Origin of the sequence: Bradyrhizobium sp. Mp27, assembly GCF_029953005.1 — a bacterium.
GTDB lineage: Bacteria > Pseudomonadota > Alphaproteobacteria > Rhizobiales > Xanthobacteraceae > Bradyrhizobium > Bradyrhizobium barranii.
On sequence record NZ_JASAUS010000001.1, the window covers coordinates 326,242 to 346,224 of the forward strand.

The 19,983-nt window shown below is 63.6% G+C and carries 22 protein-coding genes; 18 read left to right on the top strand and 4 right to left on the bottom strand.

Features of this window, described 5'->3' with window-relative positions; genetic code table 11:
* Nucleotides 1-127: 127 nt before the first annotated feature.
* Nucleotides 128-388, top strand: a complete 261-nt coding sequence (locus tag QJT78_RS01380; protein ID WP_240537461.1) for a hypothetical protein — start codon at nucleotides 128-130, stop codon at nucleotides 386-388.
* Complete coding sequence (locus QJT78_RS01385; RefSeq protein ID WP_240537462.1) at nucleotides 385-816, top strand: hypothetical protein; 432 nt, start codon at nucleotides 385-387, stop codon at nucleotides 814-816. Before QJT78_RS01380 ends, QJT78_RS01385 begins: the two co-directional genes overlap by 4 nt.
* 152 nt (nucleotides 817-968) lie before the next feature.
* Here the strand turns inward: QJT78_RS01385 and QJT78_RS01390 are convergent, their stop codons facing one another.
* On the bottom strand, nucleotides 969-1,211 hold the full coding sequence (locus tag QJT78_RS01390; RefSeq protein ID WP_028151481.1) for a helix-turn-helix transcriptional regulator: 243 nt from the start codon (nucleotides 1,209-1,211) through the stop codon (nucleotides 969-971).
* Nucleotides 1,212-1,222: 11 nt separating this feature from the next.
* Nucleotides 1,223-1,789 (bottom strand): DUF2975 domain-containing protein, encoded by a 567-nt coding sequence (locus tag QJT78_RS01395; protein WP_028151482.1) that lies wholly within the window; start codon nucleotides 1,787-1,789, stop codon nucleotides 1,223-1,225.
* 140 nt (nucleotides 1,790-1,929) lie between these two features.
* Between QJT78_RS01395 and QJT78_RS01400 the strand changes: the two genes are divergently transcribed.
* Together QJT78_RS01400 and QJT78_RS01405 are read left to right on the top strand one after the other, a co-directional pair.
* Nucleotides 1,930-2,367 (top strand): DUF2147 domain-containing protein, encoded by a 438-nt coding sequence (locus tag QJT78_RS01400; protein ID WP_038941930.1) that lies wholly within the window; start codon nucleotides 1,930-1,932, stop codon nucleotides 2,365-2,367.
* A gap of 185 nt (nucleotides 2,368-2,552) precedes the next feature.
* Nucleotides 2,553-2,996 (top strand): SRPBCC family protein, encoded by a 444-nt coding sequence (locus QJT78_RS01405; protein WP_028151484.1) that lies wholly within the window; start codon nucleotides 2,553-2,555, stop codon nucleotides 2,994-2,996.
* Nucleotides 2,997-3,167: 171 nt separating this feature from the next.
* Here QJT78_RS01405 and QJT78_RS01410 read toward each other — a convergent pair whose 3' ends face one another.
* Nucleotides 3,168-4,499 (bottom strand): Hsp70 family protein, encoded by a 1,332-nt coding sequence (locus tag QJT78_RS01410; protein WP_028151485.1) that lies wholly within the window; start codon nucleotides 4,497-4,499, stop codon nucleotides 3,168-3,170.
* Between the two features lie 289 nt (nucleotides 4,500-4,788).
* Between QJT78_RS01410 and QJT78_RS01415 the strand changes: the two genes are divergently transcribed.
* The 5 genes from QJT78_RS01415 to oxlT (QJT78_RS01435) all read left to right on the top strand — a co-directional run bounded on the left by QJT78_RS01415 (nucleotide 4,789) and on the right by oxlT (QJT78_RS01435) (nucleotide 10,251).
* On the top strand, nucleotides 4,789-4,926 hold the full coding sequence (locus QJT78_RS01415) for a hypothetical protein (RefSeq protein ID WP_166098301.1): 138 nt from the start codon (nucleotides 4,789-4,791) through the stop codon (nucleotides 4,924-4,926).
* Nucleotides 4,927-5,393: 467 nt separating this feature from the next.
* Nucleotides 5,394-6,401: a tripartite tricarboxylate transporter substrate-binding protein gene (locus QJT78_RS01420; protein ID WP_028151486.1), complete on the top strand. Its 1,008-nt coding sequence runs from the start codon at nucleotides 5,394-5,396 to the stop codon at nucleotides 6,399-6,401.
* 86 nt (nucleotides 6,402-6,487) lie between these two features.
* Nucleotides 6,488-6,985 carry a tripartite tricarboxylate transporter TctB family protein gene (locus QJT78_RS01425; protein ID WP_028151487.1) on the top strand — a complete coding sequence of 166 codons (498 nt, stop codon included), beginning with the start codon at nucleotides 6,488-6,490 and terminating at the stop codon, nucleotides 6,983-6,985.
* A gap of 42 nt (nucleotides 6,986-7,027) precedes the next feature.
* Complete coding sequence (locus QJT78_RS01430; protein ID WP_028151488.1) at nucleotides 7,028-8,527, top strand: tripartite tricarboxylate transporter permease; 1,500 nt, start codon at nucleotides 7,028-7,030, stop codon at nucleotides 8,525-8,527.
* A gap of 428 nt (nucleotides 8,528-8,955) precedes the next feature.
* Complete coding sequence (oxlT, locus tag QJT78_RS01435) at nucleotides 8,956-10,251, top strand: oxalate/formate MFS antiporter (RefSeq protein ID WP_028151489.1); 1,296 nt, start codon at nucleotides 8,956-8,958, stop codon at nucleotides 10,249-10,251.
* 61 nt (nucleotides 10,252-10,312) lie between these two features.
* On the opposite strand, the gene QJT78_RS01440 is transcribed toward oxlT (QJT78_RS01435), so the two are convergent.
* Nucleotides 10,313-10,528: a hypothetical protein gene (locus tag QJT78_RS01440; RefSeq protein ID WP_157790421.1), complete on the bottom strand. Its 216-nt coding sequence runs from the start codon at nucleotides 10,526-10,528 to the stop codon at nucleotides 10,313-10,315.
* On the opposite strand from QJT78_RS01440, the gene oxlT (QJT78_RS01445) reads away from it, so the two are divergent.
* The 9 genes from oxlT (QJT78_RS01445) to QJT78_RS01485 all read left to right on the top strand — a co-directional run bounded on the left by oxlT (QJT78_RS01445) (nucleotide 10,515) and on the right by QJT78_RS01485 (nucleotide 19,917).
* Nucleotides 10,515-11,852 carry an oxalate/formate MFS antiporter gene (gene oxlT, locus QJT78_RS01445; protein WP_038941932.1) on the top strand — a complete coding sequence of 446 codons (1,338 nt, stop codon included), beginning with the start codon at nucleotides 10,515-10,517 and terminating at the stop codon, nucleotides 11,850-11,852. The two genes, QJT78_RS01440 and oxlT (QJT78_RS01445), sit on opposite strands and share 14 nt — an antisense overlap.
* A 178-nt stretch (nucleotides 11,853-12,030) precedes the next feature.
* Nucleotides 12,031-12,459, top strand: a complete 429-nt coding sequence (locus QJT78_RS01450; protein WP_028151491.1) for a CBS domain-containing protein — start codon at nucleotides 12,031-12,033, stop codon at nucleotides 12,457-12,459.
* A gap of 98 nt (nucleotides 12,460-12,557) precedes the next feature.
* On the top strand, nucleotides 12,558-13,577 hold the full coding sequence (locus QJT78_RS01455; protein WP_028151492.1) for a 2-dehydropantoate 2-reductase: 1,020 nt from the start codon (nucleotides 12,558-12,560) through the stop codon (nucleotides 13,575-13,577).
* A gap of 11 nt (nucleotides 13,578-13,588) precedes the next feature.
* The gene (locus tag QJT78_RS01460) at nucleotides 13,589-14,362 is read left to right on the top strand and encodes a fumarylacetoacetate hydrolase family protein (protein ID WP_038941934.1); all 774 of its coding nucleotides are present in this window, start codon (nucleotides 13,589-13,591) and stop codon (nucleotides 14,360-14,362) included.
* A gap of 615 nt (nucleotides 14,363-14,977) precedes the next feature.
* Complete coding sequence (locus tag QJT78_RS01465; protein WP_028151494.1) at nucleotides 14,978-16,384, top strand: hypothetical protein; 1,407 nt, start codon at nucleotides 14,978-14,980, stop codon at nucleotides 16,382-16,384.
* A 262-nt stretch (nucleotides 16,385-16,646) separates the two neighbouring features.
* Nucleotides 16,647-16,850, top strand: a complete 204-nt coding sequence (locus QJT78_RS01470) for a hypothetical protein (protein ID WP_049807392.1) — start codon at nucleotides 16,647-16,649, stop codon at nucleotides 16,848-16,850.
* Between the two features lie 60 nt (nucleotides 16,851-16,910).
* Complete coding sequence (locus QJT78_RS01475) at nucleotides 16,911-17,561, top strand: hypothetical protein (RefSeq protein ID WP_028151496.1); 651 nt, start codon at nucleotides 16,911-16,913, stop codon at nucleotides 17,559-17,561.
* 366 nt (nucleotides 17,562-17,927) lie between these two features.
* A complete protein-coding gene (locus QJT78_RS01480) occupies nucleotides 17,928-18,923 on the top strand; it encodes a nitronate monooxygenase family protein (protein WP_028151497.1) in 996 nt (331 codons plus the stop codon).
* 25 nt (nucleotides 18,924-18,948) lie between these two features.
* Nucleotides 18,949-19,917, top strand: coding sequence for a zinc-binding dehydrogenase (locus tag QJT78_RS01485; protein ID WP_028151498.1), 969 nt, complete (start codon nucleotides 18,949-18,951; stop codon nucleotides 19,915-19,917).
* Nucleotides 19,918-19,983 lie beyond the last annotated feature (66 nt).

Consider the following 19,983-nt stretch of genomic DNA (forward strand, 5'->3'; position numbering starts at 1 on the left):
CCCCCTGATTCCGGCAGCAAACTGACCGGAGAACGGCAGCGGAAATGTGGCTTCAACTCATCAAGCGTGAACGACTTGCTCCGGGCGTCGGCGTCGAGGCAAAGTGCTGGAAAACAGGGAGGTCAGCATGTCACTGCTCGGTCAGGCCGCCGTCGCGATGTGGTGGAGCGTCCGCCGCGAGCAGCGTGCGGAATTCGGCGACTGGCATTCCCACGAACATTTTCCCGAGCGGATGAGCATTCCCGGCTTCCGGCGCGGATCGCGCTGGACCAGCACGACGGACACCGACGGCTTCTTCGTGCTGTACGAGCTGGAGCGATACGAGGTGCTCACGTCGAAGGGATATCTCGACCGGTCAACGCACCGACGCCGTGGTCGACCAAGATGATGCCGCACCATCTCGGCATGGTCCGCAGCCAGTGTCGCGTCGCCGCCAGCTTTGGCGGTGGCGTCGCGACCTCGCTCACCACCATCCGGCTTTCGCCGGAGGCTGGGCGCGAGGCGGGATTGCAGACACATCTCGCGGAGACGCTCGGCACATTGGCGCAGATGCCGGGACTGACCGGCGCCCATCTCCTCCTGACCGACACGCCCCGGACCAGTTCGCCCACCACCGAGCAGCAGATCCGCGGCAAGGACGGGGCCGCCGACTGGATCATGCTGCTGTCGGGTTACGATGCCGACGCGATCGAGCAGGTGACCGCCAACCGACTTTCGCCGGTGGCGCTTGGCACCCTGGGCGCGCAGGGCAATCCGACGATCGGCCGCTACCGGCTCGCCTTCACGATGACGCCGCAGGATGTGGCAACGATCTGACGGATCGGTCGCCCGGCCGGCCGCGAGGTAGATCTCGCATCAGGCGAACGCGATTCGATTGAGCGCGCAAACGGCCAACCGTTGCACATGGGGTATATGTTTCAGGTTCTCGCGTGCAGCACGAAGGCGGACAAGGCACGCCAGGTGTGAGCTCAGCTCCCCTCGCCTGCATCCCCATCGCTGCCCTCATCGCCCGCGACATATTCGAGGATGTCTCCGGGCTGACAGTCGAGCTCGCGGCAGATCGCGGCCAAGGTCGAGAAGCGCATCGCCCTCGCCTTGCCCGTCTTCAGGATCGACAGGTTCTGGATGGAAATGCCGATTGCGTCGGCGAGGTCACCGAGGCGGCGCTTCCGCTTCGCAAGCATGACATCGAGGTTCACGACGATCGGCACAAGCATTCACCTCAGATCGTCAGTTCGTTTTCGGACTGCAGCAGGATGGCATGCTCGATGACGAATTTCAGCGCCATCAGGAACACCCCGCCCGCGATCGTGCCGATGTCGACGTTGTAGGACGGCAGGAAGAACTTGATATCGCCGATCTCATGCAAGGCATAAGCCACCGCATTGCTGGTGATCAGGTCAATGAACGGCCAGATCACCAGAATGATCCCCATCCACCACACTCCCTGAAGGGTCTCGGATACGAAGATCCGGCCGCGCGCGAATCGATGCACCATGCGGTGAAGGATGCCGATCAACACGGCGAAGAACGAGAGCTGAAGCGCAAATAGGGTCCAGAACAGCAGCTGGCCGTGGCGCGACATCTCGAGCGGGTTGGCGACAAGGGTTGCGCATTTCGCCTGCTCGGGACCAAGGCTCGCGGCGATCGCGGCAGAGGCCGTGGTGTTCGCGCGATAGGCGAGCCACACCACCACCGGCAGTGCCGCCCAGATCGCCCAGAACGCAAGATCGAGACGTCGAAACCAGCGCTGCCGGGCCTCGCGTACCGACGTCCCCACCGCAATCATGTCCAGGCACTCCACAGATACAAGGCCCCTTGCCATCTCCCCAATATGCATGTTCCGCACAATTGACTCAACCTTAAGCGCGATATATTGATCGTTTCTCATGAAATATTTCATGAAAATTGGTCCAATATGGAGCCCCCATGCGTTCCACCCTCGTCCGGCACCTGCTCGCAGCGCTGTTGTCCATCTCCCCGCTTGGAAACGCTGAAGCCGCAACGGCCAGCGGTCCCGCCGGCGTCTGGCTGACACAGTCGGGCGACGCGAGGATCAAGGTGAGCCGTTGCGGCAATGCGCTATGCGGCCGGGTCGTCTGGCTGAAGGAGCCGATCGACAAGAAGACGGGCAAGGCGCAGCTCGACGACCATAACGCCGATCCCGCATTGCGCGGCCGGAAGATCGTCGGCATCTCCCTGTTCATCGACATGCAGGCGGCCGGCGCCAATCAATGGTCGGGCAGGATCTACAATGCCGACGACGGAAAGACCTATGCGAGCACCGTCACCTTGCTGCCTTCGGGCAATCTCAACGTCCGGGGCTGCATGGGAACGTTGTGCGCCGGTGAAGACTGGACGCGGTGAGCGGCAACCCGATCCAGAACAACATCCAAGACAACTGCAAAGACAACATCAAGGGCCGCCGGTTTTCGGCGGCCCCCGTTTATCTGCAATGCCATGTCGGATCGGCGGCATCCCGGTCGTCCTTGAGACATGAATGGGCCGTAGACGCCAAGGTCGGGCCCATCAATGCAAGAGGATGAAGGAACATGCCCAGCACTGTACGTCTGCACCGCGTTCTCTCGACCAGTCCGGAGAAAGTCTATCGCGCCTTCCTCGAGGCGGATGCGCTGGCGAAATGGCTTCCGCCGAACGGCTTTACCTGCACCGTCCATCACCTCGAGCCCAAGGTCGGGGGTACGTTCAAGATGTCGTTCCGGAATTTCACGACGGGCAACAGCCACGCCTTCGGCGGCGAATATCTCGAGCTCGTCGCGGGCGAACGTCTCCGCTACACCGACAAATTCGACGACCCCAATCTGCCCGGCGAAATCCAGGTGACCGTGACGCTGAAGAAGGTCTCGGTCGGCACCGAGGTCGACATCACCCAGGCCGGCATCCCCGACGTCATCCCGCCCGAGGCCTGCTATCTCGGCTGGCAGGAATCGCTGCGCAATCTGGCACGGCTCGTCGAGCCCGAGATCAATCAGTAGCGGCGACATCAGTATCGTAGGGTGGGCAAAGCGCAGCGTGCCCACCGATGCTCTCTCAACCTCGGACAGATGGTGGGCACGGCGCTCCGCGCCTTTGCCCACCCTACGATACTGATGACAGCTCTCTCCGTCGTCATTGCGAGCAGCCAAGCAATGGCCGCTGTTGCTGGGCTACGCGCCCGCCTTCGGCGTAATCCCACCGCTTGCGGTCCATCGATCCGGATCGGGGCTGTGTCCGATCAGCGCAAGGCCGTAGGCGATCGACTCGAACTGGTCGCCCGACATCAGCCGTTCGTTGCCGAACCGCTCGGCGAACAGTTTTCGGACGGCGGGCACAAACGAGGTCCCGCCGGTCAAAAACACCTTTTCCACCTCGCGCGCGGTGATGCCGGCTTCGCCCAGCACCTTGTCGACGGTGGCGCCCAGCCTGGCGATGTCGTCGGCAATCCAGGATTCAAAATTCTTTCGCGTGATGGTCGAACCGATATCGACCCCGCCGCCCTTGAAGCGGAATTCCACCTGATCCTGCGCCGACAGCGCCACTTTGGCGTCGGACACTGCGCGGTACAGCGAAAAGCCGAGGTCGAGATCGACGATGGTGATGAAATCCTCGAGCAGCTCTGGCTTCAGCGCGGTGCGCGCAAGCTCGCGGAGCTCGCGCAGATCGCCGTTGCTCTTCATCATCGCGAGCTGATGCCAGCGCGCGAGGTTGGTGTAGTGGCCGGTGGGGACCGGCAGCACCTTGTCGAACGAACGGAAGCTGGACCCCTTGCCCAGCCGCGGCGAGACGACGTGGTCGACGATGCGGTAGTCGAACGTGTCGCCCGCAATGCCGATGCCGGCGTGTCCCAGCGGCTCCGCACGCAAGGCACCGCCCACGCGCGAGAAACGCATCACGGAGAAATCGCTGGTGCCGCCGCCGAAATCCGCAACCAGGACGGTGGCGTCGCGCTCCAGCCGGCGGGCGAAGGAGAACGCGGCGCCCACGGGCTCGTAGACATAGCGCGCGTGGCCGGCGCCCAGGCGTTCGAACGCGGCCCGATAGCGCTGCATCGCCAGCGCCTCGTCGGGATTGCCACCGGCGAAGCGCACCGGGCGGCCGACCGTGATGGTTGACGTCTCGAAGCCGAACCTGTCCCCGCCGTGGCGCGCCAGCGTTCGCAGGAACGCCGCCAGAATATCCTCGAACTTGTAGCGCTGCCGGAACACCTGCGTGGTGTTGAAGCTGCTGCTCGCAGCGAAGGTCTTGAACGACTGGAGGAAGCGGTAGACGTGGCGGCCTTCAAGGAACTGCTCGATTGCCCACGGACCGCCCTCGGCCTGGGCTCCGGCTCCGGGCCGGTCCTCCCAGAAGCACAGGGCCGACACGTAGACGCTGTGTCGTTGTCCGCCGTGGTCGAAGCGGATGGCCTCGACCCGGCGGTCGTCCGCCGCGAGGGCTACGACCGTATTACTGGTCCCAAAATCGATGCCGATCGAGACGGCGGCCGAGGCGCTCGACATGAACCACTCTGACAGTTGATTGGAAGGGGGCAGACCACTAACGGCTTTGACCTGCCCTGCCAAGGCCCGGATCTTCAAGGTTTCCGTCCAAATCCGCTCAAATGCGCGGCTTCAGCAGCCGTTTTGCAATCTTCAGTCCGGGACGGCCCCTTTTACGCATCATTATGCTGCAATGCGGGATAGCGCATGCTGCTATGCAATGGCATACATAGACAGTGGCATCTGGTATACATAGATTGCCCTTCGAAATGAGACAGCAATACTGACTGTCTTGAGAAAGAGAATTCCGATGTCCAAAACCGCTTCCGTCGCGCTCGCCCCCTCCGCCTCGCTGTTCACCCGCTTCCTGGCCGCGGTCGACCGCTTCCTGATGGCGAGCGCCGAGATTTCGAATCACAACGGCGACCTGCCCCGCTTCGGCCTGTAAGACAGCCTTCGCAGCGCAGCCGAAACGGCGCGCGGTCGGCAATCCCGCAGACGCTACGTTTGATCAATGGCCCCTCATCGGGGCCATTTTCTTTTGGGTCTCGCTTCGAGCCGCGAAGACAACTGCGACGATTGGTCCGCCGAGGTAGCTGGCTGATCCAATTGTTTGCCTGCTGGCATCTCGCATACCATCCGGCAACCAAAAACGATTGCACGATCAAAGGTGCAAGACGGGGATGCATAACGCAGGACGGGAACCGCCGAGGGCACATTTGCCGTGATCCTTAGCGGGAGCCTTAGCCCAAAGGAGCGGATGCCGCGCCTTGTCCCCGCTCATAAACTTCTAGTTGGTGAGGCTGCAATGGGAGATCGACCGCAAAGGATGACCCCAAGCATGTGAAGCGGGATGGGCTGACGCGAGCCGGCAAAGAGCGGCCGCGTTTAGGGTTCGACAGGGAGAGAAACAAAATGAAGCCATTCGTTCTGAATGTCGCTTTCGCGGCGATTGCAATGTCGTGCGTCAACAGCACCGCAAGCCTTGCGGCCTGGGAGCCGGTTCGTCCGGTCGAGTTCATCGTGCCCGCGGGCACCGGAGGCGGCGCCGATCAGATGGCACGCACCATCCAGGGCATCGTTACCAAACACAACCTGATGAAGCAGCCGCTGGTCGTCATCAACAAGGCCGGCGGCGCGGGCGGCGAAGGCTTCCTCGACGTGAAGACGTCGACGAACAACCCCCACAAGATCATCATCACGCTGTCGAACCTGTTCACGACACCGCTGGCGACGGGGATTCCGTTCAACTGGAAGGATTTGACCCCGGTCGCGATGCTGGCGCTCGACGAGTTCGTGCTCTGGGTGAACGCCGAGAAGCCGTACACCAGCGTCAAGGACTACGTCGACGCCACCAAGAAGGCGCCGAGCGGCACATTCAAGATGGGCGGCACCGGCTCGAAGCAGGAAGACCAGATCATCACGGTCGGCATCGAGAAGGTGATCGACGCCAAGTTCACCTACATCCCCTACAAGGGCGGCGGCGAAGTCGCCGTTCAGCTCGTCGGCAATCACGTCGATTCAACCGTCAACAATCCGATCGAGGCGGTCGCGCAATGGCGTGGCGGCAAGCTCCGTCCGCTCTGTGTCTTCGACGCCCAGCCGATGGCCTATGATGAACCGATCGCCGAGGGCAAGGCCTGGAAGGATATTCCAACCTGCAAGTCGCAGGGCCTCGCGATGGAATATCTCATGCTGCGCGGCATCTTCATGTCGCCCAAGGCCACGAAGGATCAGATCGAATACTATGTCGAGCTGTTCAAGAAGGTCCGCGCCACGCCGGAATGGCAGGATTTCATGAAGAGCGGTGCCTTCAACACGACCTTCCTGGCTGGAGCCGACTACGCCAAGTGGATCGAGGCGGAGGAGAAGCGTCACGAGGGCTTGATGAAGGAAGCCGGCTTCCTCGCATCGGGCAATTGACGCGCGGCATTGATGACGGCTGAGGGCGCTGGTCGTCCTCACGCCTGCCGCCACCGCGAAAGACTGCGTTTCCGCCTGGAGGTCCCATGACTGAACGATCCGGATCCGAATCTGGCCCGGCACACAAGACGCTGGAAATCGGCATGGCGCTGTTGATCGGCGCCTTCGGCCTGGTCGTGATCTTCGGCAGCCTGAAGGCCGGCATCAACTGGGGCGCGGAGGGCCCGCGTGCCGGTTTCTTCCCCTTCTATGTCGGCGCTGCCATCGTCGGCGCAAGCGCCATCAACCTCTGGAGCGCGCAGCGCGACGACGACGGCCGGCTGTTCGCGGAATGGGGACAGCTTCGCCAGGTCATGAGCGTCGTGGTGCCGACCGCGATCTATGTCGGCTCGATGCCCTTCATCGGCCTCTACGTGGCCTCGATGGTCTTCATCGCCTGGTTCATGCGCTGGCTCGGCGGCTATCGCTGGCTGACGGTCGCAGCCGTGGCGATCGGCATGCCTGTGGTGACCTATCTGGTTTTCGAGCGCTGGTTCCTGGTCCCGCTTCCCAAGGGGCCGCTCGAGGAATGGCTCGGTCTGTGAGAGCTGCGCATTCAATCAATTGCTGTTGCAGGACGTCTTGATATGGAAGAGTTGGCCAATCTGTTTCACGGCTTCGCGGTCGCGCTACAGCCCTACAACATCATGCTGATGATCATCGGCATCACGCTCGGGGTCATCATCGGCGTGCTGCCGGGGTTGGGGGGCGCCAACGGCGTGGCGATCCTGCTTCCCCTCACCTTCAGCATGCCGCCGACATCGGCAATCATCATGCTGTCCTGCATCTATTGGGGCGCGTTGTTCGGCGGTGCCATCACCTCGATCCTGTTCAACATCCCCGGCGAGCCATGGTCGGTGGCGACCACCTTCGACGGCTATCCGATGGCGCAGCAGGGCAAGCCCGGCGAAGCGCTGACGGCCGCCTTCACCTCCTCCTTCGTCGGCGCATTGTTCGCCGTCATCATGATCACGCTGGTCGCGCCGCTGGTCGCGGGGTTCGCGCTGCGATTTGGTCCGGCGGAGAAGTTCGCGGTCTACTTCCTCGCCTTCTGCAGCTTCGTCGGCCTCAGCAAGGAGCCGCCGTTCAAGACCATCGCGGCGATGATGATGGGCTTTGCGCTCGCGGCGGTCGGCCTCGATTCGATCACGGGACAATTGCGGCTGACCTTCGGGATCACCGAGATGCTCAACGGGTTCGACTTCCTGATCGCCGTGATCGGCCTGTTCGGGATCGGCGAGATCCTGCTGACCATGGAGGAAGGGCTGGCGTTCCGCGGCGGCAACGCCAGCATCAACCTGCGCGTCGTGCTTCAGACCTGGCGGGAGCTGCCCGCCTACTGGATGACCTCGCTGCGCTCCTGCCTGATCGGGTGCTGGATGGGCGTCACGCCCGCTGGAGCCACGCCGGCCTCCTTCATGAGCTACGGCATCGCCAAGCGGCTGGCGCGACGCGGCAACAATTTCGGCAAGGGCGAGATCGAGGGCGTGATCGCGCCGGAGACGGCGGCGCATGCCGCGGGCACCGCAGCGCTGCTGCCGATGCTGTCGCTCGGCGTGCCCGGCTCGCCGACGGCTGCCGTGCTGCTCGGCGGACTGTTGATCTGGGGGCTCCAGCCCGGCCCGATGCTGTTCGTCGAGCAGAAGGAATTCGTCTGGGGCCTGATCGCCTCGATGTATCTCGGCAATCTCGCCGGCCTGATCGTCGTGCTCACCTGCGTGCCGCTCTTTGCCGCGATCCTCCGCGTGCCGGTCGGCATCATCGCGCCGCTCATCCTGGTGCTCTGCGCGATCGGCGCCTATTCGGTGCACAACAGCACCTTCGACGTCATGCTGATGCTGGTGTTCGGCGTGCTCGGCTATCTCCTGAAGAAGTGCAACTACCCGCTCGCGCCGCTGGTGCTCGCCATCGTGCTCGGCGACAAGGCGGAGGAAGCCTTCCGCCAGTCGCTGCTGGGATCGCAGGGCTCGCTCGGCGTGTTCTTCTCCAACGGCCTCGTCAGCACGATCATGGCGCTTGGTCTCGTCGCCCTGTTCTGGTCCGCGATCCAGGAAGGCTACAGCCGGCTGCGCACATCGATGGCGTGACCCGCTCGGCCTGCGTCAGACTGCCGCGAGAGTCGCGTCAAATCCGCCGCACCCCGGACTTCTGGAATAAAGAATTCCAGGAATCGTCAGTCATCTGACGGCCGCGCATCCATGCGAGAGGACTGCGCGCATCGACGTGTGCAAGTTGGAAGTCGGTGCTGAATCGGCTTCCCACAGCCTGTTTGCGGCTTCACGCGGCAAGCAAGAATTCTCGCGAAATCAATGAATTGAGTAGGCACGATCGCTGCTAACGCTGTCGCGCGGCCGCATGGGGGCTTTACAATTTGCCGACCGAAGTGCATGTGGACTGATCCCGCGATATTTCGCCGCACCCTCCAGTCCGTCGGTTGAATCTTGGCATAATGAATACCAAGATGCGGGACAGCGCACGCATAAAAATGATCGGCGCCTTCGGGAGGGTTTTTTTAATGACGGACATGGTGCAGTCAACAGTGGCCCCTAGTGCCGCGCGCGTCAGTGATGCCTATCGCTGGACGCAGTTGGCGGTGGGCGTCGCCGCAATGGTGATGATCGCCAACTATCAATACGGCTGGACGTTCTTCGTCCCCGACATCCAGAAGAAGTTCGGCTGGGATCGCGCCTCGATCCAATGGGCCTTTACGCTCTTCGTGCTGTTCGAGACCTGGCTGGTGCCGGTCGAAGGATGGTTCGTCGACAAATACGGCCCGCGCATCGTCGTGCTCGTCGGCGGCGTGCTCTGCGCCATCGGTTGGGCGATCAACGCGCAAGCCACCACGCTCAACGGCTTCTATCTCGGCATGATCATCGCGGGCATCGGCGCGGGCGGCGTCTACGGCACCTGCGTCGGCAATGCGCTGAAATGGTTTCCCGACAAGCGCGGTCTTGCTGCCGGCATCACGGCGGCCGGTTTCGGCGCGGGCTCCGCGCTCACGGTTGCGCCGATTCAGGCCATGATCAAGGACAGCGGATTCCAGACCACCTTCCTGTATTTCGGGCTCGGCCAGGGCATCATCATCTGCATCCTCGCCTTCTTCCTCTACGCGCCGAAGGCCGGACAGGTGCCTCCCGTTGTGCAGAACGCTGCGTTGCAACAGACCCGCCGCAACTATCAGCCGACCGAAGTGCTGCGCCAGCCGATCTTCTGGCTGATGTACTTCATGTTCGTGATCGTCGGCGCCGGCGGCCTGATGGTGACGGCGAACCTGAAGCCGATCGCAGTCGACTGGAAGGTCGACAGCGTTCCGGTGACGCTGATGGCGGTGACGATGACCGCGGTGACGTTCGCAGCCACGATTGACCGCGTGCTCAACGGCCTGACGCGTCCGTTCTTCGGCTGGATCTCCGACATGATCGGCCGCGAGAACACGATGTTCATCGCCTTCGGCATGGAAGGGTTCGGCATCTGGATGCTCTACCTCTGGGGACACGACCCGCTCTGGTTCGTGTTGCTGTCGGGCTTCGTGTTCTTCGCCTGGGGTGAGATCTACTCGCTGTTCCCCTCGACCTGCACCGACACGTTCGGCGCCAAGTTCGCGACCACCAATGCGGGCCTGCTCTACACCGCAAAGGGCACGGCCGCGCTGCTTGTCCCGATCGCCAACTACATGCAGCAATCGTCGGGCACGTGGGATAGCGTGTTCATCATCGCGGCCGGCGCCAACATCCTGGCTTCGCTGCTGGCGATCATGGTGCTCAAGCCCTGGCGCAAGGTCGTGGTCGCGAAATCGACCGCCGCCGCCTGACGCGCGCCACCACATCTAAACCAAGCACGACGCCCGGCCTCACGGCCGGGCGTTTTCGTTTTTACAGAACCCGCCTTGGCACCCGCTGACCTGAAGGGAACCGTGCACTTTTCTTGCGCTGCGTCACAAGATTGGGCTTGCCTTCTGGAATATGGTATACCAATGTCCCCGCCGCGCTTGCGACGATAAGCCACAATATTTGCGACACTGGGTCATCTTGCAATTCCAGGTCGCATTCAATCAGGCGCGTTGGGAGGTTATTGATGATTTCCAGCACGGACGGCGCCGTCACAGCCGCGCCTCTTCGCACAGGTTTCCGTTGGTTCCAGCTTGCCATGGGCATCGTCTGCATGGCGATGATCGCGAATTTACAATACGGCTGGACGCTGTTCGTCGATCCGATCGATGCGGCGCACCATTGGGGACGCGCCGCGATCCAGCTCGCTTTCACCATCTTCGTCGTCACCGAGACCTGGCTGGTGCCGATCGAGGCCTGGTTCGTCGACAAATACGGTCCGCGCCTCGTCATCATGTTCGGCGGCGTCATGATCGCGCTGTCCTGGGTGCTCAACTCCTACGCTGACTCGCTCGCCCTGCTTTACGCCGCCGCGGTCGTCGGCGGCATGGGCGCCGGCGCGGTGTACGGCACCTGCGTCGGCAACGCGCTGAAATGGTTCCCCGATCGCCGCGGCCTCGCCGCCGGTGCGACCGCCGCCGGCTTCGGCGCGGGCGCCGCGCTCACGATCGTGCCGATCGCGACCATGATCGCAACGAGCGGCTACCAGCACGCGTTCCTCACCTTCGGCATCGGCCAGGGCGTGATCGTGTTCGTGCTCGCCTTCTTCATCCAGCCGCCGCGGATCTCGATCCCGCCGAAGAAGAAGCAGCTCAATCTGCCGCAGACCAAGATCGACTTCACCCCGCCGCAGGTGCTGCGCACCCCTATTTTCTGGGTGATGTATCTCGTCTTCGTCATGGTCGCCTCCGGCGGCCTGATGACCGCGGCGCAGATCGGCCCCATCGCGCACGACTACAAGATCGCCGACACGCCGGTGACGCTCGCGGGCTTCCAGATGGCGGCATTGACGTTCGCGATCTCGCTTGACCGCATCTTCGACGGTTTCGGACGTCCCTTCTTCGGCTGGGTCTCCGACACGATCGGCCGCGAGCACACCATGTTCATCGCGTTCGGCACCGCGGCGGTGATGCTGCTGACGCTGTCGGCCTATGGAAACATCCCGATCGTGTTCGTGCTCGCGACCGCGGTGTACTTCGGCGTGTTCGGCGAGATCTATTCGCTGTTCCCCGCCACCTGCGGCGACACCTTCGGCTCGAAATACGCAACCACCAACAACGGCATGCTCTACACTGCGAAAGGCACGGCATCCCTGCTCGTCCCGCTCGCAAGCGTGATCTCGGCAACGTACGGCTGGAAGGCCGTGTTCGTGGTCGCAGTGGCGCTGAACGCGACGGCGGCGCTGACGGCGCTGTTCGTGATCAAGCCGTTGCGCCGCTCCTTCATCCTCGGCAAGGAAGCCGAGAGCGCCAACGCCGCGACCGGCACCGCCAAGACCGGCAATGCCAAGACCGAGACAGCGTAGCGACCACACGCCTTTCAATCGGTCGAAAGGGGCGCAGTGATGCGCCCCTTTTCTTTTTGGCATGATGACAAACGTCAGTATTGCTGCCGCAAGAATTTTCGGATCAGCCAAATCGAATGCTTGACGATTGGCATTATGTATACCACATTTCCCCTGTCATTCACCTAGGGAGGTTGCAATGCTGGTCGGAGACATTCTGCGCAAGAAGACACCGCGCGTTGTCACGGTGCGAATGAACGAAACGGTGGGTATCGCCGCCAAGCTGATGCGCGCCAACAATATCAGCGCGCTGGTGGTCAAGGACGTGGTCCGCTCCGAAGGCAACACCGCGGTCGGCATGTTCACCGAGCGCGACGTGGTGCGCGCCGTCGCCGAGCATGGTGCCAACGCCATCAACGTCAAGGTCTCGCAGCTCGTGTCGGTGCAGCAGCTGGTGTCCTGCAGCTCCTCAGACACGATCGAGCACGTCCGGCATCTGATGAACCGCAATCACATCCGTCACCTGCCTGTCATCGACGATTACAGCCTCGTCTCCGTCATCAGCATGCGCGACATCGCAGCTGCCGTTGACGAAGCGCTCAACGGCGCGCCGCAAGCAGCCGCTTAAAGCGTCACACTTCCCCTGCGACTACCGGCCCCGGCTCGGACCTCTCCAAGCCGGACCGGATCTTTCGTCCCAAAATTCCGGACACCCGCGAGGATTTCATGAAGATCTGCATCTACGGCGCCGGCGCGATCGGCGGATATCTCGGGGTTCAGCTCGCACGCGCTGGCGCCGACGTCAGCCTGATCGCGCGCGGCGCCCACCTTGCCGCGATGCGTGAGCGCGGGCTGACCCTGCTCGCGGGCGAGGAGAAGCACACCGTGCATCCGCGCTGCACCGACGATCCCGCCGAGCTCGGCGTGCAGGACTACATCATCATCACGCTGAAGGCGCATTCGATCACCGGCGTGATCGAGAAGATGCAGCCGCTGCTCGGGCCGCACACCCGCATCGTCACCGCCGTCAACGGCATCCCCTATTGGTACTTCTACAAGCACGGCGGCCAATACGAGAATTCGACGCTTGAAAGCATCGACCCCGGCGGACGGCAGTGGCGCGAGATCGGCGCCGAGCGCGCCATCGGCTGCATCGTCTATCCCGCCACCGAGATCGAAGCGCCCGGCGTGATCCGCCACGTCTACGGCAACAATTTTCCGCTCGGCGAGCCCTCCGGCGAAATCACCCCGGACGTGCAGCGCCTCGCCGATCTCTTCGTCGCCGCCGGACTGAAAGCGCCGGTGCTCGACCGCATCCGCGATGAGATCTGGCTGAAACTCTGGGGCAATGTCTGCTTCAACCCGATCAGCGCACTGACCCATGCAACGCTCGACGTGATCTGCACCGATCCCTCCACGCGTGCGTTGTCGCGCGCGATCATGGTGGAGACGCAAGGCATCGCCGAGACGTTTGGCGTCAAATTCCGCGTTGACGTCGAGCGCCGCATCGAGGGCGCCCGCAAGGTCGGCGCACACAAGACCTCGATGCTCCAGGATCTCGAGCGCGGCCGTCCGATGGAGATCGACCCGCTCGTCACCGTGGTGCAGGAGATGGGCCGCCTCACCGGCATCGCCACGCCCGCGCTTGACTCGGTGCTGGCGATGGTGACCCAGCGTGCCCGCATCGCCGGCCTCTATGACGGCGTCTCCGCGCCTGCCGATCCCCGTGCACTGGCGGTGGCGTGATGGCGGGCGAGATGAAACAATGGCTGCGCTTCCGCCATGCCGGTGCGACCGGCTTCGGCACCCTGACGCCATCAGGCATCAGCGTGCTCGAGGGCGAGATGTTCGGCCGCCATGCAGCCACCGGCAAGACGCTGGCGCTGTCGGAGGTCGAGCTGCTCGCGCCCTGCGCGCCCAGCAAGATCGTCGCGCTCTGGAATAATTTCCACGCGCTCGCCGCCAAGCTGAACCAGCCCGAGCCGCCGGAGCCGCTCTATCTGCTGAAGGCGACCACCACGATCACGACGCCGGGCGCCGTGATCCGCCGCCCCTCTTACTACGACGGCAAGACCACCTATGAGGGCGAGCTCGGCATCGTCATCGGCAGGACCTGCGCCCGGGTCTCGCCGGCAGAAGCGGATAGCTTCATCTTCGGCTACACCTGCGTCAACGACATCACCGCCAACGACATCCTGACCAGCGATCCCACTTTCCCGCAATGGGCCCGCGCCAAGGGCATCGATGATTACGGCCCGTTCGGCCCCGTCATCGCAACCGGCCTCGATCCGGCCAAGCTCACCGTGCGCACCATCCTCAACGGGGCGGAGCGGCAGAACTATCCGATCTCGGACATGATCTTCACCGCGCAGGAGCTGGTCAGCAAAATCTCCCACGACATGACCCTGCTTCCCGGCGACCTCATCGCCGTCGGCACCTCGGTCGGCGTCGGCGTGATGAAGGAGCCGGTGAATACGGTCTCCGTTGCGATCGAGGGCATCGGCGAGCTGACCAACGAGTTTCGGCTGTAACTCGCTGCGTCATTCCCAGCCCGCAAATCCATCGTGGGCCCGGAATGAAGGCTCGCCGGCCATTTGCGCCGCAGCCCGGCAAAAATTGATCCTGCGCAAATCGGAGGTCGCGGCTGCCGCTATCCTTCCCGGCAACAGATCGATTTCTGATGCAAGGGAGGATGTCATGTCGAATGCCAGTAATGCACTTCTCTGGGCGGCTCTGTACTTCGCTCTCTCGTTCGCTGCGATCTTCGTGGTCTGGTTCGCCGACAAGATGCGCACGAACTTCCTCGGGAAATGATAGCCCGAGGCTCGCCGGCTCGCGCCGACGCCTGCTGCTAGCCTCCCCGAAAGGGGCCCACGCAGTGCCGTAGCCCGGATGGAGCGAAGCCTGATCCGGGACGGGCGTTTCTGCGCGCGCAGACCCCGGATTGCGCTTTGCTCCATCCGGGCTTACAGGCCTTGCCCCGCTCCCCGGGAAAACCTGGCACCCCGCTCTCCGCCAATCGACTGACGCAACCAGCAGTGGATCGCGCGACCGGAAACATCTGGCAACCCCGCCCGCCCCTTGATCTCGGTTCCGCTCTCCAATAGCAACTATGGCGAGAATGTGTCCCGGGTGGGGAAGTCACGATGTGGCTGTTTTTCGTGGTTGCCTGGTTTGTCCTGCTAGCCGCCATCGCGATCCTCGCCCAACAGGCGTTTGGTTATGACGTCGCGCACTTGCCTGCCCTGTTTGCGGACCTGCCTATGCCGCAGCGTATCGCAACCGGCGCGATCGTGACGCTTGGGCTGGCGCTGATCGGCGCCCCCGCCTGGCGGCTCTCGCGTCAGGATCGCCGCCTCAATACCCTGCGCGACCGCCTCAAGAAGACCCGCGAGGATGTCGTCGTCGCCCACGCCCTGCAAAACCACCTCGACGCCACCGTCCAGCACCTGATCGAAAGCGATCCCCGCGAGGCCGTCTCCGCCCTCCATGACAAGCTGGGCGAGACTGAGCAGCGCGCCCTGCTCCAGCAGGGCCGCAACGAATCCACCGACATGCACGACCAGCTCGCCGAGATCCGCCGGCGCCAGCAGGGGGTGCGAGAAATGGTTGGCAAGGTCGCCGACCAGCGGCGCGCGGTCGAGCCTGTTTTCACCGAGATCCGCGACCGCCAGAACCAGCTCGAACGCTCCCTGCTCGACCTCGAGACCGACGACCGCAAGAACAACCTCGCCGACCGCCTGAAAGATGTTGCGCGCGACGTATCGGCGCTGCTGTCACGGGTGAACGCGGTCCAGGACACGTTCGTGACCCTCAACCAGTACAAGGAAGATCTGGCGAAATCCCATGCCGAGCTGCTCCCGCTGCGCTCGTCGGACGCCGGCATCAATGCCCTGATCGGCGAACTCGGCCTCAGCCATGACCGGCTGGCCAAGAGCATCGACGAGCTCGAGACCGGCGGCGAGGCGCCGCTCGACACTCGCGTCGAGACGCTCTCGAAGAACAAGATCGAGATCGCGCAGCGCCTCGCCCGCATCGACGACAGCTTCAACATCCTGAAAGCGATCCGGCTCGATTTCGAGGAGCTCGGCCAGCGCCAGGCCCAGCTCGAACGCTCGCTCGCCGACGTCGAAACCGACCCCGACGGCAAGACCCTCGTCGACCGCCAGAATGCGCTGAATGATTTCGTCCTCCGGTCGCGCCTGCGCCTCGGCGCGTTGCAGGAGACGCTGGCGACGCTGAACGCCTTCAAGACGGAGCTGTCGAAGTCGCAGGCCGACCTCGTCCCGCTGAAGGCGCCAGTGTTCGGCATCGAGGCTCTGATCGCGGAGGTCGGCACGACCCGCGATCTTCTTGCGAAAACCGTCGGCGAGATCGAGGCGAGCGGGGACGTCACCCTCGCCTCGCGCGTCGATGCCCTCGCCAGGAGCAAACGCGAGGTCGAAGACCGCCTCGCCCGCATCTTCGACAATTTCAACGCGCTCGATGCCTTGCGCAAGGACATCGGCGGCATCTTCTCGACGATCAGGAACAGCCTGAACCGAATCGGCTGATTAGCTGCATGGGAAGGGTCGAGCGAAGCGACACCCATCATCTGTCCTCGCGTAACCGGCCGATGGGTTTCGCTGCTCTACCCATCCTACGAGCCTCAATCGCGCCGCGCCGAAACATCCAGACACATCACATCTCCGCGCACCCGATCAATGCCGCCAACTTGTCCCGCGCGCGCCGCAACTTGGACGCATTCCGACGTCCTTTTGTGAAGCGTGTCTGGGGGCACGGCACTGCCGTGTTTGGACTAAACCTTCTAGGGGTATCACTGTGAAGAAGATTGTAATTGCGCTGGGTGCGACGCTTGCTCTGGTGACGGCTGCGAACGCTGCGGATCTGCCGCGTCGCCAGCCCGTTCCCGTCTATCCTGCGGAGCAGGCGCAGATCGGCAAGATGCCGATTGGCAAGAGCCCGATTGGAAAGGCCCCGATCGGCAAGGCGCCCGGCCCGGTCGCTGCGCGCTACTGACGCGCAACAGAAATACGCGCAAGACATCTGCGTAAGCGGCCGGTAGTCGAGGGGCACAGCGTGACGAACACATCTGATCGATCGGGATCCTGCATTCTCGCGGGATTCGCCCTCGCGGCGATGCTCGCCTGCACGACCCCCTCGGCCTCGGCCCACGAAGCGAACAAGCGCGTTGCCGATGCCAATGCGCTTGTTACGACCGACACCGCATCACGACCGGCGCCGCAATCGACGCGGCGCCCCGTCGCGCGCGCGGAGAAAGGTCCCTACTACGTCGACTTCCGCGCGCGGACGGCGGCGAGCTGGGGCCATGCGTTCGTCTGGTACGGCAAGACCAGCGAGCGCGCCGTCGAAGTTGCGGGCCTCACGCCCGCCGGCGACACCTGGGCTTATGTGCTCGGTCACCTCACCTGGGTGCCAGCCGAAACCGGCGCGAGCTACGGCGATCTCGATCCGGACTATCTGACCGCGAACTACCGCGTCTATCTGAGCGAAGCCGACGCCAAGCGCGTGTTCGCCTACATCAAGAAATTGCAGGCAAGCTCGCCGGTCTGGAACGCCGAGACCACCAACTGCACCGGCTTCATCGGCGACATCGCCGAGTTCATGGGCCTGCAGGTCCCCTACCGCTGGCAGCGCCCGGAAAACTTCGTCAACAGCCTCAAGGAAATGAACGGCGGCCGCCAGATGGTGCGGCTGTCGGCGGAGTAGCCGCGCGCCCCGTAGCCCGGATGGAGCGAAGCGAAATCCGGGACCGCTGTCACATGCTGCACGAATCCCGGATTGCGCTTCGCTCCATCCGGGCTACAAGATCGCGCCATCAGCCAAGCCGTCATTGCGAGCGCAGCGAAGCAATCCAGAGTCCCTCCGCGGAGACGAGTCTGGATTGCTTCGCTGTGCTCGCAATGACTGTGTGGAGGCAATGGCGCCCTCAATTGTCCGCCCCGCGGAATCACCCTCGTCTCCCGCATGATCCCCCGCACGCCCGCGCAATAGACTTTTGCCACCCCCGGCGGCATCCTGACGCCATCAACCGATAACAGTGCCTGCGGCCCGCGCAGGCGGGGGAAACAGATCATGCTGCAGACACGGTTCACAAAGCTCGTCGGCGTCGAGCACCCGATCGTCCAGGGCGGCATGCAATGGGTCGGACGCGCCGAGCTGGTCGCCGCGGTCGCGAACGCCGGCGCGCTCGGCTTCATCACGGCGCTGACCCAGCCGACGCCGGAAGACCTGACCAAGGAGATCGCGCGTTGCCGCGACCTCACCGACAAGCCCTTTGGCGTCAACCTCACCATCCTGCCCGCGATCAAGCCGCCGCCCTACGCCGAATACCGCGCCGCCATCATCGAGGCCGGCATCACCGTGGTCGAGACCGCCGGCAACAAGCCGCAGGAGCATGTCGACGAGTTCAGGAGGCATGGCGTCAAGGTCGTGCACAAATGCACCAGCGTCCGCCACGCGCTCTCGGCTGAGCGCATGGGCGTCGATGCCATCTCGATCGACGGGTTCGAATGTGCCGGCCACCCCGGCGAGGACGACACCCCCGGCCTGATCCTGATCCCGGCCGCCGCCAACAAGATCAAGATCCCGATGATCGCCTCGGGCGGCTTTGCCGATGCCCGCGGCCTCGTCGCCGCCTTGGCGCTCGGCGCCGAGGGCATCAACATGGGCACCCGCTTCATGGCGACCAAGGAAAGCCCGATCCACCAGCTCATCAAGGAGAAGATCGTCGCCAATGACGAGCGCGAGACCGAGCTGATCTTCCGCACCATGCGCAACACCTCGCGCGTCGCCAAAAACGAGATCTCGACCAAGGTCGTCGCGATGGAGAAGGAAGGCGCCAAGTTCGAGGACATCCGCGAGCTGGTTGCGGGCGCCCGTGGTAAGATGGTCTATGCGACCGGCAATTCGGACGAAGGCATCTGGTCGGCGGGCCAGGTGCAGGGCCTGATCCAGGACATCCCGAGCTGCGCCGAGCTGGTCTCCCGCATCGTGCGCGAGGCCGAAGCCATCATTCGCAGCCGGCTCGAAGGCATGATCGCTCATCCGAGCGCACAAGCCGCTGAATAATCACTGCAAGAAGCGAGAGTAATTCATGAAGGCTTATGTCTACGGCCCTGACGGCGCTCAGATTTCCGACGTCACTCAACCAAAGCCTAAGGGCACGCAGGTGCTGGTCCGCGTCCGCGCCTGCGGGCTGAACCGCGCCGACACCGGCATGCGCAAGGGCCACGCCCATGGCGCCGCCGGCGGTGCCGGCACCGTGCTCGGCATGGAATGGGCCGGCGAGGTCGTCGAGCTCGGACCGGATGCCAAGGGCGTGAAGGTCGGCGACCGCATCATGGGCTCGGGCGGCGCGGCGTTCGCCGAATACACCCTGGCCGATCACGGCCGGCTGTTCCGCGCGCCCTCGAACATGAACTTCGAGGAAGCCGCCACCCTGCCCGTCGCGCTCGCGACCATGCACAATGCCGTCGTCACCGTCGGCGGCGTTCAGCCCGGGCAAGCCGTGCTGATCCAGGGGGCGAGCTCCGGCGTCGGCCTGATGGCGATGCAGATCGCCAAGCTCAAGGGCGCCAAGCTCGTGATCGGCTCGTCGACCGATGCCTATCGCCGCGGCCGGCTTAGGGAGTATGGCGCCGACCTCGCCGTCGACTCCTCCGACCCCAAATGGGTGGACGAGGTGCTGAAGGCGACGAACGGCGAAGGCGTCGACCTCATCGTCGACCAGGTCTCGGGCAAGGTCGCGAGCCAGAACCTCGCAGCCACCAAGGTCAAGGGCCGCATCGTCAATGTCGGCCGGCTCGGCGGCACCCATGCCGATTTCAACTTCGACCTGCATGCCGCACGCCGGATCGACTATGTCGGCGTCACCTTCCGCACCCGCACCATCGAGGAGGTCCGCGAGATCTTCGACGAGGTCCGCAAGGACATCTGGGGCGCGGTCGAGTCACGCAAGCTGCAGCTGCCGATCGACAAGGTCTACGCCTTCGCCGACATCGACAAGGCGTTCGAGCACATGGAGGCGAACAAGCATCTGGGGAAGATCGTCGTGACGCTGTAGCGGCAGCGGGAGAAGAGTGACTGCGCACCACTCTCTCCACTCGTCATGGCCGGGCTTGACCCGGCC

Excerpts from the sequence above, each read along its gene's own strand:
- QJT78_RS01380 (WP_240537461.1), top strand. The coding sequence starts at position 128 with ATGTCACTGCTCGGTCAGGCCGCCGTCGCGATGTGGTGGAGCGTCCGC.
- QJT78_RS01385 (WP_240537462.1), top strand. The coding sequence starts at position 385 with ATGATGCCGCACCATCTCGGCATGGTCCGCAGCCAGTGTCGCGTCGCC.
- QJT78_RS01395 (WP_028151482.1), bottom strand. The coding sequence starts at position 1,789 with ATGATTGCGGTGGGGACGTCGGTACGCGAGGCCCGGCAGCGCTGGTTT.
- QJT78_RS01400 (WP_038941930.1), top strand. The coding sequence starts at position 1,930 with ATGCGTTCCACCCTCGTCCGGCACCTGCTCGCAGCGCTGTTGTCCATC.
- QJT78_RS01405 (WP_028151484.1), top strand. The coding sequence starts at position 2,553 with ATGCCCAGCACTGTACGTCTGCACCGCGTTCTCTCGACCAGTCCGGAG.
- QJT78_RS01410 (WP_028151485.1), bottom strand. The coding sequence starts at position 4,499 with ATGTCGAGCGCCTCGGCCGCCGTCTCGATCGGCATCGATTTTGGGACC.
- QJT78_RS01415 (WP_166098301.1), top strand. The coding sequence starts at position 4,789 with ATGTCCAAAACCGCTTCCGTCGCGCTCGCCCCCTCCGCCTCGCTGTTC.
- QJT78_RS01420 (WP_028151486.1), top strand. The coding sequence starts at position 5,394 with ATGAAGCCATTCGTTCTGAATGTCGCTTTCGCGGCGATTGCAATGTCG.
- QJT78_RS01425 (WP_028151487.1), top strand. The coding sequence starts at position 6,488 with ATGACTGAACGATCCGGATCCGAATCTGGCCCGGCACACAAGACGCTG.
- QJT78_RS01430 (WP_028151488.1), top strand. The coding sequence starts at position 7,028 with ATGGAAGAGTTGGCCAATCTGTTTCACGGCTTCGCGGTCGCGCTACAG.
- oxlT (WP_028151489.1), top strand. The coding sequence starts at position 8,956 with ATGACGGACATGGTGCAGTCAACAGTGGCCCCTAGTGCCGCGCGCGTC.
- oxlT (WP_038941932.1), top strand. The coding sequence starts at position 10,515 with ATGATTTCCAGCACGGACGGCGCCGTCACAGCCGCGCCTCTTCGCACA.
- QJT78_RS01450 (WP_028151491.1), top strand. The coding sequence starts at position 12,031 with ATGCTGGTCGGAGACATTCTGCGCAAGAAGACACCGCGCGTTGTCACG.
- QJT78_RS01455 (WP_028151492.1), top strand. The coding sequence starts at position 12,558 with ATGAAGATCTGCATCTACGGCGCCGGCGCGATCGGCGGATATCTCGGG.
- QJT78_RS01460 (WP_038941934.1), top strand. The coding sequence starts at position 13,589 with ATGAAACAATGGCTGCGCTTCCGCCATGCCGGTGCGACCGGCTTCGGC.
- QJT78_RS01465 (WP_028151494.1), top strand. The coding sequence starts at position 14,978 with ATGTGGCTGTTTTTCGTGGTTGCCTGGTTTGTCCTGCTAGCCGCCATC.
- QJT78_RS01480 (WP_028151497.1), top strand. The coding sequence starts at position 17,928 with ATGCTGCAGACACGGTTCACAAAGCTCGTCGGCGTCGAGCACCCGATC.
- QJT78_RS01485 (WP_028151498.1), top strand. The coding sequence starts at position 18,949 with ATGAAGGCTTATGTCTACGGCCCTGACGGCGCTCAGATTTCCGACGTC.